General features: G+C 69.0%; 14 protein-coding genes. 2 read left to right on the top strand and 12 right to left on the bottom strand.

The genetic code is table 11. From position 1 onward, the window contains the following. The first annotated feature begins 13 nt into the window (after positions 1-13). Both ACZ6AA_RS04860 and ACZ6AA_RS04855 read left to right on the top strand, forming a co-directional pair. Positions 14-1,255: a sensor histidine kinase gene (locus ACZ6AA_RS04860; protein WP_471456275.1), complete on the top strand. Its 1,242-nt coding sequence runs from the start codon at positions 14-16 to the stop codon at positions 1,253-1,255. After that, positions 1,252-1,932, top strand: a complete 681-nt coding sequence (locus ACZ6AA_RS04855) for a response regulator (RefSeq protein WP_468452432.1) — start codon at positions 1,252-1,254, stop codon at positions 1,930-1,932. The genes ACZ6AA_RS04860 and ACZ6AA_RS04855 overlap by 4 nt, the downstream gene beginning before the upstream one ends. Positions 1,933-1,950: 18 nt before the next feature. On the opposite strand, the gene ACZ6AA_RS04850 is transcribed toward ACZ6AA_RS04855, so the two are convergent. From ACZ6AA_RS04850 to ACZ6AA_RS04795, 12 genes are all read right to left on the bottom strand, one after another. Further along, entirely contained in the window at positions 1,951-2,409 is a 459-nt protein-coding gene (locus tag ACZ6AA_RS04850) for a DUF2550 domain-containing protein (protein WP_468452433.1), read from the bottom strand. Positions 2,410-2,558: 149 nt separating this feature from the next. Then, the gene (locus ACZ6AA_RS04845) at positions 2,559-2,933 is read right to left on the bottom strand and encodes a F0F1 ATP synthase subunit epsilon (RefSeq protein WP_030361212.1); all 375 of its coding nucleotides are present in this window, start codon (positions 2,931-2,933) and stop codon (positions 2,559-2,561) included. Positions 2,934-3,065: 132 nt separating this feature from the next. After that, positions 3,066-4,508, bottom strand: coding sequence for a F0F1 ATP synthase subunit beta (gene atpD / locus ACZ6AA_RS04840; RefSeq protein ID WP_468452435.1), 1,443 nt, complete (start codon positions 4,506-4,508; stop codon positions 3,066-3,068). After that, entirely contained in the window at positions 4,508-5,425 is a 918-nt protein-coding gene (locus ACZ6AA_RS04835; RefSeq protein ID WP_385712196.1) for a F0F1 ATP synthase subunit gamma, read from the bottom strand. The genes atpD and ACZ6AA_RS04835 overlap by 1 nt, the downstream gene beginning before the upstream one ends. A 20-nt stretch (positions 5,426-5,445) precedes the next feature. Continuing rightward, positions 5,446-7,038: a F0F1 ATP synthase subunit alpha gene (atpA, locus tag ACZ6AA_RS04830; protein WP_030361209.1), complete on the bottom strand. Its 1,593-nt coding sequence runs from the start codon at positions 7,036-7,038 to the stop codon at positions 5,446-5,448. Positions 7,039-7,156: 118 nt separating this feature from the next. Continuing rightward, the gene (locus ACZ6AA_RS04825; protein WP_468452439.1) at positions 7,157-7,981 is read right to left on the bottom strand and encodes a F0F1 ATP synthase subunit delta; all 825 of its coding nucleotides are present in this window, start codon (positions 7,979-7,981) and stop codon (positions 7,157-7,159) included. Continuing rightward, positions 7,978-8,526 (bottom strand): F0F1 ATP synthase subunit B, encoded by a 549-nt coding sequence (locus tag ACZ6AA_RS04820; RefSeq protein ID WP_030361207.1) that lies wholly within the window; start codon positions 8,524-8,526, stop codon positions 7,978-7,980. Before ACZ6AA_RS04820 ends, ACZ6AA_RS04825 begins: the two co-directional genes overlap by 4 nt. 41 nt (positions 8,527-8,567) lie before the next feature. Then, entirely contained in the window at positions 8,568-8,813 is a 246-nt protein-coding gene (atpE, locus tag ACZ6AA_RS04815; protein WP_030361206.1) for an ATP synthase F0 subunit C, read from the bottom strand. A gap of 74 nt (positions 8,814-8,887) precedes the next feature. Then, positions 8,888-9,658 carry a F0F1 ATP synthase subunit A gene (atpB, locus tag ACZ6AA_RS04810; RefSeq protein WP_033264375.1) on the bottom strand — a complete coding sequence of 257 codons (771 nt, stop codon included), beginning with the start codon at positions 9,656-9,658 and terminating at the stop codon, positions 8,888-8,890. 276 nt (positions 9,659-9,934) lie between these two features. Then, positions 9,935-10,396 (bottom strand): hypothetical protein, encoded by a 462-nt coding sequence (locus tag ACZ6AA_RS04805; protein ID WP_380847844.1) that lies wholly within the window; start codon positions 10,394-10,396, stop codon positions 9,935-9,937. A gap of 260 nt (positions 10,397-10,656) precedes the next feature. Beyond that, positions 10,657-12,075 (bottom strand): MraY family glycosyltransferase, encoded by a 1,419-nt coding sequence (locus ACZ6AA_RS04800; RefSeq protein ID WP_471456267.1) that lies wholly within the window; start codon positions 12,073-12,075, stop codon positions 10,657-10,659. A gap of 102 nt (positions 12,076-12,177) precedes the next feature. Beyond that, positions 12,178-13,476, bottom strand: a complete 1,299-nt coding sequence (locus ACZ6AA_RS04795; protein WP_471456265.1) for a serine hydroxymethyltransferase — start codon at positions 13,474-13,476, stop codon at positions 12,178-12,180. Positions 13,477-13,698: the final 222 nt, after the last annotated feature.

Here is a 13,698-nt window from a genome sequence, read left to right as displayed (position 1 = left end):
GGAGTACGAAGGCATGCACGCGCCAAGCCGACCGCCCAGGACCGAGAGCCCGGCTCTCAGGCCGCACCGGTACAAGAACCTCCGGCCACACCGGCAGGACGTCCTGGTGGCCCTCGGCGCCTTGGTGATCGAGGTCACCGGGTACGCCCTGAGCATCGAGCCCGGGGGCGCACCCGGGAGCCCGGGCGTCCTCGCGCTGCACCTGCTGCCCACCGCACCACTGCTCTGGCACCGCCGCTTCCCGGTCTCCGTCCTGATCGCCGTCCTGGCCGCGCAGGCCGTGCTGACCCCCCTCACCTCGGTCCCCTACGGTCTGCCCATCTCCCTCGTCGTCGCCCTGTACTCCGTGGCCCGGCTGCGGACCACCCGCGTCACCGGCGCCGCGGCCGTGGTGGCTCTCGTCGGCCTCCAGGTGCCCGGCCTCAGCGAGCACGAGGAACCGGCGCGGGCGATCTTCGCGGACGTGATCGGCGTCTGCATCGCCCTCGCCGTCGGCTGCGCCGCGCGCCGCTGGCAGCGGCAGGACGCCGAACACCGCAGGCTGCTCGCCGACCACGCGGTCGCCGCCGAACGCCGCCGCATCGCCCGCGAACTGCACGACGTCGTCGCCCACCACATCACCGCCATGCAACTGATGGCGGGCGGCGCCCGACGCGTCCTGCACCACGACACGGACCTGACCCAGGACGCGCTGAAGTCCCTGGAGGACTCCGGCCGGCTCGCACTGGCCGAGATGCGCCAGCTCCTGGACGTCCTGCGCGCGGACGACGACACCGAGGGCGGCTCGACCGCACCCCAACCGGGCGTGGCCGACCTGCCGCAGGTGGTCGCGGACTCCTGCAGGGCGGGCGTCGAAACGGAACTGCTCGTCGAGGGCGAACCCGAACTCGGCAACCGTGAACTGCCCCCCACCCTGGGCCTCACCGTGTTCCGGATCGTCCAGGAGGCCCTGACCAACGTCCGCAAACACGCGGGCGGCGCCCGGGCGACCGTAACGCTCACCTACTCCCCCGGCCTGCTCACCGTCGACGTACGCAACGACGCCTCCGGCACGGTCGGAACGGCACGCAAGGGCAGGCCAGGACACGGCCTGGTGGGCATGCGGGAACGTGTGGCCCTGCACGGCGGCACCCTGGAGGCGGGAGCCGGACCCGCGGGCGGATTCAGAATCCTCGCGACCCTGCCCCTGCCCGCCGAGGCGCCCCAGCCCTTCGAGCACACCCCCGCGCCCCAAGAGAAAGCCGCTGCCCGGTGACGACCGCACACACCCCGCTGACCGTCCTGATCGCCGACGACCAGCCCCTGGTCCGGCGCGGCCTGGCGCTCATCTTCCACGCCGACCCCGGCGTGACGGTGGTGGGCGAGGCGGGCGACGGCCAGGAAGCCATCGAGCTGGCCCGCCGACTGCGCCCCGACGTGGTCCTCATGGACATCCGCATGCCCCGCCTGGACGGCGTCGGCGCGACGGCCGTCCTGACCGGGGAACTCCCCGAGTGCAGGGTCCTGGCGCTGAGCACGTTCGACATGGACGAGTACGTGGTCGGGGCGCTGCGCGCGGGCGCAGCGGGCTTCCTGCCCAAGGACGTCTCACCGGAGGAACTGGTGGCGGCGGTCCACACCGTCAACGCGGGCGAGGCAGCGGTGGCGCCCCGCCTCCTGACCCGCCTGATCTCGGCTTTCGTCACCGCCCCGACGCCCCACCCGCACAGCGCCCCACCGGGCACCCGCCCGGACCTTACGACCCGCGAGACAGACGTCTGGACCCTCATGGCCAAGGGCTACGACAACACAGAGATCGCCGAGGCCCTCGGGATCAGCCACTCCACGGTCAAGAACCACGTGACAGCGGTCTTCGCGAAACTGGGCGTGCGAGACCGCGCCCAGGCGGTCATAGCGGCATACGAATCGGGCTTGGTGAAGGCGACGCTCTGAGCGCGCCCCGGCACCCGGCTACGCCACGTTCACTCGCTGCCCGGGAGGCGCGGCCTCCAACCAGGCGAGAAACCCGGTGAGTGCGTCCTCGCTCATGGCGAGTTCCAACCGCACCCCGCGATGCAGACAGCCAAGGACGACGGCATCGGAGAGAAGCGCGAGCTCCTCCTCCCCATCGGGCGCCCGCCGGTCGACGACCTCGATCGAGGACCGCTCAAGGATCCGCCGAGGCCGGGGCGCGTAGGAGAAGACGCGGAACCACTCGACCCGGTCTCCGTTGTAGCGGGCGACCCCGTACCCCCAGCCCTTGCCGGAGGTGTCGGACGCCTCCGCGGGATCGGGGGCGTGCCAGCGCAGGCTGCAGTCGAAGGTGCCGCCGGAGCGCTGGATCAGCCGACGGCGCAGTCCGAAGACGAAGAGCCCCAGCAACACCAGCGCGATCAACACAAGTCCGCACACGAGCAGAACGAGGATCATCGGCACCGACCTCCTCGCCTCAACACGACTTCTCGAAACGGACCAAACAACCGCACCCGGAACCGCACCCGCATCGCCTCAGCCGCGACCAGGTCCGGAAGGCTCCGGTCCTGGCCGCGGCTGAGTCACGTTACGCCGCGCGCCGGGGGTCAGCGCGCCGCCACCGCACGAAGTCGAACGTCGGCGCGCCGCTCGGCGGAGGCGTCGGCCTCCGACTTGGCACGCTCGAACGCCCGCTCCGCACGCTGGACGTCGATCTCGTCGGAGAGCTCGGCGATCTCGGCGAGCAGCGACAGCTTGTTGTCGGCGAACGAGATGAATCCGCCGTGCACCGCGGCGACGACCGTCCCGCCGTCGCTCGTACGAATGGTCACCGGGCCCGACTCCAGCACACCGAGCAGCGGCTGGTGACCGGGCATGACGCCGATGTCGCCGGACGTGGTGCGCGCGACGACCAGGGTGGCCTCGCCGGACCAGACACTGCGGTCCGCGGCGACCAGCTCGACATGCAGCTCAGCAGCCAAGGGTGGCTCCTCGGGTCACCACCCGGCGGTTCAGCCGGGTGTTGGGTCAAATTCTAGTGGGCGTAGGGAGAAGGGCGGACACGCCCCCGTGTCGCGGGGTGTACCCGCCCCTCTCCCGATGAGCTACTGGGCTCAGGAGACGCCGAGCTCCTTGGCGTTCTTCTTCAGGTCCTCGAGACCACCGCACATGAAGAACGCCTGCTCCGGGAAGTGGTCGTACTCGCCGTCGCAGATCGCGTTGAAGGCCGTGATCGACTCGTCGAGGGACACGTCCGAACCGTCCACGCCGGTGAACTGCTTGGCGGCGTGGGTGTTCTGGGACAGGAAGCGCTCCACACGACGGGCGCGGGACACGACGAGCTTGTCCTCTTCGCCGAGCTCGTCGATGCCGAGGATCGCGATGATGTCCTGGAGGTCCTTGTACTTCTGCAGGATTCCCTTGACGCGCATGGCGGCGTCGTAGTGGTCCTGCGCGATGTAGCGCGGGTCCAGGATGCGGGACGTGGAGTCCAGCGGGTCCACGGCCGGGTAGATGCCCTTCTCGGAGATCGGACGGGAGAGCACCGTCGTCGCGTCGAGGTGGGCGAAGGTGGTGGCCGGGGCCGGGTCGGTCAGGTCGTCCGCGGGGACGTAGATCGCCTGCATCGAGGTGATCGAGTGACCACGGGTCGAGGTGATGCGCTCCTGGAGGAGACCCATCTCGTCGGCCAGGTTCGGCTGGTAGCCCACCGCGGAGGGCATGCGGCCGAGCAAGGTCGAGACCTCGGAACCGGCCTGGGTGAAGCGGAAGATGTTGTCGATGAAGAACAGCACGTCCTGCTTCTGCACATCGCGGAAGTACTCCGCCATGGTCAGACCGGCCAGGGCCACGCGCAGACGCGTGCCCGGCGGCTCGTCCATCTGGCCGAAGACCAGCGCGGTCTTGTCCAGAACGCCGGCTTCCTCCATCTCGACCATGAGGTCGTTGCCCTCACGGGTGCGCTCGCCGACACCGGCGAAGACGGAGACACCGTCGTGCAGCTTGGCCACACGGACGATCATTTCCTGGATCAGCACGGTCTTGCCGACACCGGCACCACCGAACAGACCGATCTTTCCACCCTTGACGTACGGGGTGAGAAGGTCGACGACCTTCAGGCCGGTCTCGAACATCTCGGTCTTGGACTCGAGCTGGTCGAAGGCCGGGGCCTTGCGGTGGATCGTCCAGCGCTCGGCCTCGGCGACCGTGGACGGGTCGTCGTTCAGGACCTCGCCGAGGGTGTTGAACACCCGGCCCTTGGTCACGTCGCCGACCGGGACGGAGATGCCCGCGCCCGTGTCGGTCACCGGGGCCTGGCGGACCAGGCCGTCGGTGGGCTGCATCGAGATCGCGCGGACCACGCCGTCGCCCAGGTGCTGGGCGACCTCGAGGGTCAGCGTCTTCTTCGCGCCCTCGGTCGACGGGTCGTCGACCTGGACGTGCAGGGCGTTGTAGATCTCCGGCATCGCGTCGACGGGGAACTCCACGTCGACGACCGGGCCGATGACCCGGGCGACGCGGCCCGTGGCAACGGCCGTCTCAACAGTGGTCGTCATTACTTGTCACTCCCCGCGGTCGCGTCGGACAGGGCTGCGGTGCCGCCGACGATCTCGCTGATTTCCTGGGTGATTTCGGCCTGGCGGGCCGCGTTGGCAAGCCGGGAGAGGTTGTTGATCAAGTCTCCGGCGTTATCGGTGGCCGACTTCATCGCGCGGCGCGTGGCGGCGTGCTTGGAGGCAGCCGACTGCAGCAGCGCGTTGTAGATGCGGCTCTCGACGTAGCGCGGCAGCAGGGCGTCGAGGACGTCCTCCGCCGACGGCTCGAAGTCGAACAGCGGCAGGATCTCGTCCTTCGCCGTGGACTCCTCGGCCACCTCGTCGAGACTGAGGGGCAGCAGGCGGCCGTCGACCGCCGTCTGCGTCATCATCGACACGAACTCGGTGTAGACGATGTGGAGCTCGTCCACGCCGCCCTCGGCCGTCTCCGTCTCGATGGCCTCGATCAGCGGGCCCGCGACAGCCTTGGCGTCGGCGTACTCGGGCTGGTCGGTGAAGCCCGTCCACTGCTTCGCGATCTTGCGCTCGCGGAAGTTGTAGTGGGCCACACCGCGGCGGCCGACGACATAGACGTCGACCTCCTTGCCCGCGGCCTCGAGGCGTGCCGTCAGCTGCTCCGCGGCCTTGATGGCGTTGGAGTTGAAGGCGCCGGCGAGACCGCGGTCGCTCGTGAGGAGCAGCACCGCGGCACGCGTCGACGTCTCCGGCTCGGTCGTCAGCGGGTGCTTGGTGTTCGAGCCGGTGCCCACCGCCGTGACCGCGCGCGTCAGCTCGGTCGCGTACGGCGTGGAGGCCGCCACCTTGCGCTGCGCCTTGACGACGCGCGAGGCGGCGATCATCTCCATCGCCTTGGTGATCTTCTTGGTCGCGGTGACGGATTTGATGCGACGCTTATAGACCCGGAGCTGGGCTCCCATGAGTCAGGTCCCTTCCGTCGTCACTTGCCGGCAGCGGCAGGAACGTCCTCGCCGAGAAGCTTCCCGTCCGAGGTCTCGAACTGCTTCTTGAACTCCGCGACGGCGTCACCGATGGCCGTGATCGTGTCGTCCGACATCTTGGCGCCCTCCTTGATGGAGGTCATCAGGCCCTGCTCCTTGCGGTGCAGGTAGTCGAGCAGCTCACGCTCGAAGCGCCGGATGTCATTGACCGGTACGTCGTCCATCTTGCCGGTGGTGCCGGCCCAGACGGAGATGACCTGGTCCTCGGTGGCCATCGGCTGGTACTGCGGCTGCTTGAGCAGCTCGACCATGCGCTGGCCACGCTCCAGCTGCGCCTTGGACGCGGCGTCCAGGTCGGAACCGAAGGCGGCGAACGCCTCCAGCTCACGGAACTGGGCGAGGTCCACACGCAGTCGGCCGGAGACCTGACGGATCGCCTTGTGCTGCGCGGAACCACCGACTCGGGAGACGGAGATACCGACGTTCAGCGCGGGACGCTGACCGGCGTTGAACAGGTCCGACTCCAGGAAGCACTGGCCGTCGGTGATGGAGATGACGTTGGTCGGGATGAACGCCGAGACGTCGTTCGCCTTGGTCTCGACGATCGGCAGACCGGTCATCGAGCCCTTGCCCATCTCGTCCGAGAGCTTCGCGCAGCGCTCGAGCAGACGGGAGTGCAGGTAGAAGACGTCACCCGGGTAGGCCTCGCGCCCCGGCGGGCGGCGGAGCAGCAGGGACACGGCGCGGTAGGCGTCGGCCTGCTTCGACAGGTCGTCGAAGACGATGAGGACGTGCTTGCCCTCGTACATCCAGTGCTGGCCGATGGCCGAGCCGGTGTACGGCGCCAGGTACTTGAAGCCGGCCGGGTCGGACGCCGGGGCGGCGACGATAGTCGTGTACTCCAGGGCGCCGGCCTCTTCCAGGGCACCGCGCACGGAGGCGATGGTGGAGCCCTTCTGACCGATGGCGACGTAGATGCAGCGGACCTGCTTGTTCACGTCACCGGAGCGCCAGTTGTCGCGCTGGTTGATGATCGTGTCGACGGCCAGGGCGGTCTTGCCGGTCTGGCGGTCACCGATGATCAGCTGACGCTGACCGCGGCCGATCGGGGTCATCGCGTCGACGGCCTTGTAGCCGGTCTCCATCGGCTCGTGCACCGACTTGCGCTGCATGACCGTGGGGGCCTGCAGTTCAAGGGCGCGGCGGCCGGACGTCTCGATCTCGCCGAGGCCGTCGATCGGGTTGCCGAGCGGGTCGACGACGCGGCCGAGGTAGCCCTCGCCCACCGCGACCGAAAGGACCTCGCCGGTGCGCTGCACCGACTGACCCTCCTCGATGCCGCTGAACTCACCGAGGATGATCGAACCGATCTCGCGCTCTTCCAGGTTCAGCGCGAGACCAAGGGTCCCGTCCTCGAACTTCAGCAGTTCGTTGGCCATGGCCGAGGGCAGGCCCTCGACCTTCGCGATGCCATCGCCGGCCAGGGTGACCGTACCGACCTCCTCGCGCGAGGCCGCGTCCGGCTTGTACGCCTGGACAAAGTTCTCCAGCGCGTCCCGGATCTCCTCCGGCCGGATCGTGAGCTCCGCCATCTGGGTTCCCTGCTCTCCTTGTTGGGCCCGAAGTTTCTTTGGGGGATCTGGGGGCTCCCCCCAGAAACTTTGCATCCTGTGCACGGCCCAACCAGGGCCGTCGATCTTGCTTGTTGAGTTACTGGCCCGCCATACGGCGGTGCGCGTCCTCGATGCGGTCCGCGATGGAGCCGTTGATGACCTCGTCGCCCACCTGCACCCGGATCCCGCCGAGGACCGTCGGGTCCACGTCGAGGTTCAGGTGCATCTGGCGCCCGTAGATCTTCGCGAGCGCCGCGCCGAGCCGCTGCTTCTGCTGGTCCGACAGCGGAACAGCGGAGGTGACGACGGCGACCATGCGCTGCCGGCGGTCCGCGGCCAGCTTGGAGAGGGACTCGAGGCCCTCTTCCAGGCTACGTCCACGGGGCACGGTCACAAGACGCTCGACCAGACGCTCCGTGACGACGTCCGCCCGGCGGTCGAGCAGGCCGTGCACCAGGCCGCTCTTGGCCGTGGCGTTCGCGGCCCGGTCGGTGAGCGCCGACCGCAGCTCGGTGCTGGAGGAGACGATCCGGCCGAACCGGAAGAGCTCGTCCTCGACGCTGTCCAGCGCGCCCGACTTCTGCGCGGCGGTCAGGTCGGCGAGGTTGGTCAGCTCTTCCAGGCCGTCCACCAGGTCGCGCGACTGCGACCAGCGGGAGCGCACCATGCCGGCCACCAGGTCGGCGGTCTCGCCGCCGACCTTGCCGCCGAGCAGGCGTCCGGCCAGCTCCGCCTTGGCCTCTCCGGACTGCGCGGGGTCGGTGAGGACCCGGCGCAGCGAGACCTCGCGGTCGAGCATCGCGGTGACCGCGGCCAGCTCGTCCGCGAGCTGCTTCGCGTCGACCGAGGTGTTGTCGGTCAGCGCGTCGAGACGCTCACGCGCGGCGGCCAGGGCCTCGCGGCTGGCTCCGTGCGCTGTCATCGAGTGGCCTCGGCCTTCGCGTCGAGGTCGTCGAGGAAGCGGTCGATGGTGCGGCTCTGCCGGGCGTGCTCCTCGAGGGACTCACCGACGAGCTTGCCGGCCAGTTCGGTGGCCAGCTGGCCCACGTCCTGGCGCAGCGCCTGAGCGGCGGCCTTGCGGTCGGCCGCGATCTGGGTGTGACCGGCGGCGACGATCTCCTCGCGCTGCCGCTGGCCCTCGGCCCGCATCTCGGCGATGAGCTGGGCGCCCTGCTCCTGCGCCTCCTGGCGCAGCCGCGCGGCCTCGTGGCGGGCCTCGGCGAGCTGAGCCTTGTACTGCTCGAGGACGCTCTGGGCCTCGGTCTGAGCGGCCTCGGCCTTCTCAATACCGCCTTCGATCGCCTCCCGGCGCTCGTCCAGAACCTTGTTGATGTTCGGGATGAGCTTCTTCCAGAAGAAGAAGAAAACGATGGCGAAGGCGATGGCGCCGACAAGCAGCTCGGGGCCCGGAGGAATGAGCGGGTTCTGCTCTTCCTCGGCCGCCAGCTGAACCAGGTTGGCGATCACATCAGTGCCTTTCGTCGAACGGGACTATTCGTCTGCGGCGATCAGGAGCCGTAGACGAACGGCATGACGATGCCGATCAGGGCGAGCGCCTCACAGAAGGCGAAACCGAGGATCTGGTTGGCACGGATCAGACCGGCGGCTTCGGGCTGACGGGCGAGCGCCTCGGTGCCCTTGCCGAACACGATGCCGACACCGATGCCGGGGCCGATGGCCGCGAGGCCGTAGCCGATGGAGCCGAGGGCCTTGATGTTGCCTTCGAGGGCGGCGAGCTCGAGAGTCGCGGACATGCCGTTACTTCCTTCTCTTTCTTGGACCGGTGGGGGTTGGCCACCGGGCGCTTAGGGGGTTGCGGGGAGGGTGCTCAGTGGTGCTCGGCGAGAGCGCCCTGGATGTAGGAGCAGGCGAGGAGCACGAAGACGTACGCCTGGACGGCCTGCACGAAGAGTTCGAAGCCGATCATCGCGATGGTCATCACGAAGGAGACACCGGCGGCCGGGATCAGCCAGCTGTTCAGGAGGTACCAGGAGGCGACGGTGAACATCACCAGCATCAGGTGACCGGCGAACATGTTGGCGAAGAGTCGCACCGCGTGCGTGAAGGGGCGCACCAGCAGGTTCGAGAAGAACTCGATGAAGGCGACGAGCCACTTGATCGGGCCAAGCGAGTTGTCGTAGCCGGTGATGTTCTTCCAGCCGCCGACGAAGCCGTGCCGCTTGAACGTCAGGGGGACCCAGACGAAGTACACGATGCCCGCGAGGACGAACGGGTAGGCGATGACCGACGACACCGGGAACTGGGCCAGCGGGATCACCGACCAGATGTTCATGATCCAGATGAAGAAGAACAGCGAGACCATCAGGGGGACGTACTTCTCGCCGTCCTTCTTGCCCATGGTCTCGTACACGATCCCGCGGCGTACGAAGTCGTAGCCGGCCTCGCCGATCATCTGGACCTTGCCGGGGACCATCTTCGCCTTGCCGAAAGCGGCGTAGAAGAAGGTCACCACGAGCGCGGTCGAGATCAGGGCGAGCAGCATCACCTTGTTGAACTCGAACCCACCGACCTCGAAGATCGGCTTGAAGAGGAACGAGTGCAGGCCCGGAGCCGGGAAGCCACAGCCGTTGTCGGACATGATCCGACAGCTCCAGTTGAAGGCGAGCTCAGTTTGGTCAGCACTCACCGCGGGCTCCTTCGGCGTGACGCATAGGTACGGCAACCTCGTTGTCGTGTCGGCGCGGCGCGCAGCCGCGGGTCGGCACCGGACTGGTGTTTCGGAAGTGTGAGCGGCGGACAGGCATCGAGCCTCGCGATGGTGCCGGCGTCAGCTCAGATGCCCGCGCCTGCAGTGCCGCAGTTGGCACCGGACGATAGCAGCATCTCGAACGGGCATTTATCCCGGCCCTACCACTCACGTCGTGGACCCCGACTTCTCCGCCTTTTCGCTCTTCTCGGAAGAGTTGGCGGAGGAAGGTTCGGGTTCCGGGTCGACGTAGAAGATCTTGGCCTTCATGTGCGCACGGGCCTGTGACGCCATCCACACGACGGTCGAGACGGCGAGCGCGAGCGCGAAGACCTTCGGGTTGAACAGGGTGGTGTCCTTGAACAGACCCATGAAGATGAGAAGCAGCAGCAACTGGGCGACGTAGAGCATCATGCCCATCGCCTGGAACAACTGCGGAAGCGATTTTGCCGTCCGCTGCAGGACGTACACACCGAGTCCCATGAAGGCGACGACGACCGCGGTGCCGACGACAGCGCCGATGGCTCCCTTGCCGCCCGAGACCACGCCGCTGACGACGGCGATGATCGCGCCGACGGCAGCCGTGGGCACGGCGCACTGCAGGAGATTCCGGGTGTCTTGAGACGGCATGGCGGCAACTCCGCTTACAGATGGGGGCAGGGTGTCGTCATGGACGAGCGTAGACCCGGTCCGAGTGGGGTCCTCGGGCCAAGAGACCGTCGCACTACGGTCCTTCGGCTCTGTCGCCGGGTTTCGTGAACGGTATCACAAACTATTTGATGAGGTCTTTACCTGTCAGGTGTGCCCGCCGTCACACATGAGAAGTAATCCGCGCGTCTGTGCACGCGGGCGGGCAAGTTGTCTGATAATGGGGCGCTTTGTCGATCGTGTCAACGCGACGAACCGGCCTTGCGCCGGTCCAGGAAGCGCGGGCGGGTGCCGAGCGCTGTCGCGCCGTTGACGCCCGCGCCGACCGGGCGACGGGACTCCCCGTCCTCGCCCGCGGCCGCGTCGGCCCCGGTGGACTCCCCGACGCCCTCCCCGGCCGTCTCCGCGGCCCCGGCGGCCCCACCGGCACCGGCGGCCACAGCGGCGCCCCGCGCCCCGTACGCGGCCTCGTCGGCCGCCGCCCGCGCCGCCCGCCTGCGCCGGTACCGCGGCGGCACGAAGCTCTCCGCCCAGCCGGGGGTGTGCGGGGTGAAGCGGGGCAGCAGGAGCAGGGCGAGGCCGACCGCGCTGAGGGCGACGATCAGGAGCAGGATCCACATGCTCGTGGAGTGCACCGAGTAGGCGACGGTGCCGAAGGCGATGAGGGCCGACCAGAAGTACATGATCAGGACGGCACGGCTGTGCGAGTGGCCGACCTCGAGGAGCCGGTGGTGCAGATGGCCGCGGTCGGCCGCGAACGGCGACTGGCCCTTCCAGGTGCGGCGCACGATGGCGAGCACCAGGTCCGCGAACGGGATCGCGATGATCGTCAGCGGCATCAGCAGCGGGATGAAGACCGGGAGCATCGCGTGGGTGGCGTCCCGGGTGCCGCCCAGGTTCAGCTTCATCGCGTCCGGGTCGACCTGACCGGTGATGGAGATGGCACCGGCGGCGAGGACCAGGCCGATGAGCATCGACCCCGAGTCGCCCATGAAGATCCTGGCCGGATGCATGTTGTGCGGCAGGAAGCCCAGGCACATGCCCATCAGGATGGCCGCGAAGAGCGTGGCGGGGGCGGCGGCCTCGATCCCGTACCCGTACCAGATGCGGTACGCGTACATGAAGAACGCCGCGGCCGCGATGCACACCATGCCCGCCGCCAGGCCGTCCAGGCCGTCCACGAAGTTCACCGCGTTGATCGTGATGACCACCAGGGCGACCGTGAGGAGCGTGCCCTGCCACTGGGTCAGGGAGACCGTCCCCGCGCCCGGGATGGGCAGCCAGAGGATCGTCAGGCCCTGCATGACCATGACGCCCGCGGCGATCATCTGGCCGCCGAGCTTGATCAGCGCGTCGATCTCGAACTTGTCGTCGAGGACGCCGATGAGCCAGATCAGCGCGGCGCCGGAGAGCAGCGCGCGCGGCTCGTTCGACTTCGTGAAGACCTCATTGAGGTTCGGCAGGTGGTCGGCTACCAGAAGCCCCGCACACAGCCCGAAGAACATCGCGATTCCGCCGAGCCGGGGTGTTGGTTCCCGGTGCACGTCGCGCGCGCGGATCTCCGGCATGGCGCCGGCCACGATCGCGAACTTCCGCACCGGGCCGGTCAGCAGATAGGTCACCGCGGCCGTGATGCAGAGCGTCAGCAGATATTCACGCACGGGCTTCCCCACAGGTATCGCTGGCCATCTCAGCACCACACCCTAGCTTCGCGCGCATAAGGTTGGGGACGTCTGGGTAGCGACGATCGTTGCACAAGTCCGCTACGCGAGTGCCGATCGCCCTCTCCCCGCACTCGGATACGGCGGAAATCGGCCCGCCAGTTCCCGCACCGTGTCCCTGACTTTGGCCTCCTCGTTGACCGCGCCCGCGAACAGGGCAGCGATTCTTGCCATTTCACCCTCGCCCATGCCCTGCGTGGTGACGGCCGCCGTGCCGAGCCGCAGCCCCCTGCCGTCGCCGACCGTGACATCAGCGGCTCCGCCGCGTGGCAGCGCGCAGGTGTCGAGGACCAGGCCCGCCGCGGCGAGACGGCCGCGGGCCACCGCCGCCGTCACCCCCCGCGGGGCCGGGTCCGCCAGGATCAGATGCGTGTCCGTGCCGCCGGTGCTGATGGCGAACCCCTCCCCCGCGAGCGCCTGCGCCAACACCTTTGCGTTCGCCACGACTTGATGCGCGTACGCCGTGAAGGCCGGCGTCGCCGCCTCGCCGAACGCGACCGCCTTGGCGGCGATCGTGTGCATCTGGGCGCCGCCCTGCGTGAACGGGAACACCGCCCGGTCCACCCGCTCCGCCAGCTCCCCCCGGCACAGGATCATGCCGCCGCGCGGGCCGCGCAGGACCTTGTGCGTCGTCGCGCACACGACGTCCGCGTACGGCACCGGGTTCGGCGCCGCGCCGCCCGCCACCAACCCCACGGGGTGGGCCGCGTCGGCGATCAAATAGGAACCCACGTCGTCCGCCACCTCGCGGAACGCCGCGTAGTCGATGTGCCGCGGGTAGGCGATCGAGCCGCACACGATGGCCTTCGGCCGGTGCGTACGGGCCAGCGTCCGCACTTCCTCGTAGTCGATCAGGCCCGTCTCCGGGTCGAGGCCGTACCCCACGAAGTCGAACCAGCGGCCCGAGAAGTTCGCGGGCGACCCGTGCGTGAGGTGGCCGCCGTACGGCAGGCCCATCGCCAGGACCGTGTCGCCCGGGCGCAGCAGGGCCGCGTAGGCCGCAAGGACGGCCGCGGAGCCCGAGTGCGGCTGTACGTTCGCGTGGTCGGCGCCGAACAGGGCCTTCGCGCGGTCCGTGGCGATGCGCTCCGCCACGTCCACCAGCTCGCAGCCGCCGTGGTGGCGGGCCCCCGGGTAGCCCTCCGCGTACTTGTTCGCCAGCGGTGAGCCCAGGGCCGTCAGGACCGCCTCCGACGTGAAGTTCTCCGCCGCGATCAGCTGCAGGCTCGTCGACTGCCTCGACAGCTCGCCGAGCAGCACGTCGGCCAGCTCCGGATCCTGCCGCCGCAGCCCCGCGTACGCCGCCGCAGCGGCGGCGGGTCCCGCGTCGGCCGTCGTCATCTCTCCAATGTAGGCCGGGGGTGGGGGCGGTGCTCGGTGGGCGCTGCCGCGGGCCCCCAAGCCCGCCCCTTTCCCGAAACTGGGGCTCCGCCCCAGACCCCGCTCCTCAAACGCCGGAGGGGCTGGATCTTCCAGCCCGTCCGGCGTTTGAGGACGAGGCGCGGAGCGCCGATTCGGCGGGGGTCCAGGGGGCGGCAGCCCCCGGTTTCGGAGAAGGGGCGG

The organism is Streptomyces sp. NPDC040610 (assembly GCF_055594065.1).
Note: the sequence above shows the minus strand (reverse complement) of the source record. Positions and strands in the feature narration are given on the sequence as shown.

Coding starts and splice junctions, on each gene's coding strand:
- ACZ6AA_RS04860 (WP_471456275.1), top strand. CDS start 14: ATGCACGCGCCAAGCCGACCGCCCAGGACCGAGAGCCCGGCTCTCAGG.
- ACZ6AA_RS04850 (WP_468452433.1), bottom strand. CDS start 2,409: ATGATCCTCGTTCTGCTCGTGTGCGGACTTGTGTTGATCGCGCTGGTG.
- atpD (WP_468452435.1), bottom strand. CDS start 4,508: ATGACGACCACTGTTGAGACGGCCGTTGCCACGGGCCGCGTCGCCCGG.
- ACZ6AA_RS04835 (WP_385712196.1), bottom strand. CDS start 5,425: ATGGGAGCCCAGCTCCGGGTCTATAAGCGTCGCATCAAATCCGTCACC.
- atpA (WP_030361209.1), bottom strand. CDS start 7,038: ATGGCGGAGCTCACGATCCGGCCGGAGGAGATCCGGGACGCGCTGGAG.
- ACZ6AA_RS04825 (WP_468452439.1), bottom strand. CDS start 7,981: ATGACAGCGCACGGAGCCAGCCGCGAGGCCCTGGCCGCCGCGCGTGAG.
- atpE (WP_030361206.1), bottom strand. CDS start 8,813: ATGTCCGCGACTCTCGAGCTCGCCGCCCTCGAAGGCAACATCAAGGCC.
- atpB (WP_033264375.1), bottom strand. CDS start 9,658: ATGTCCGACAACGGCTGTGGCTTCCCGGCTCCGGGCCTGCACTCGTTC.
- ACZ6AA_RS04805 (WP_380847844.1), bottom strand. CDS start 10,396: ATGCCGTCTCAAGACACCCGGAATCTCCTGCAGTGCGCCGTGCCCACG.
- ACZ6AA_RS04795 (WP_471456265.1), bottom strand. CDS start 13,476: ATGACGACGGCCGACGCGGGACCCGCCGCCGCTGCGGCGGCGTACGCG.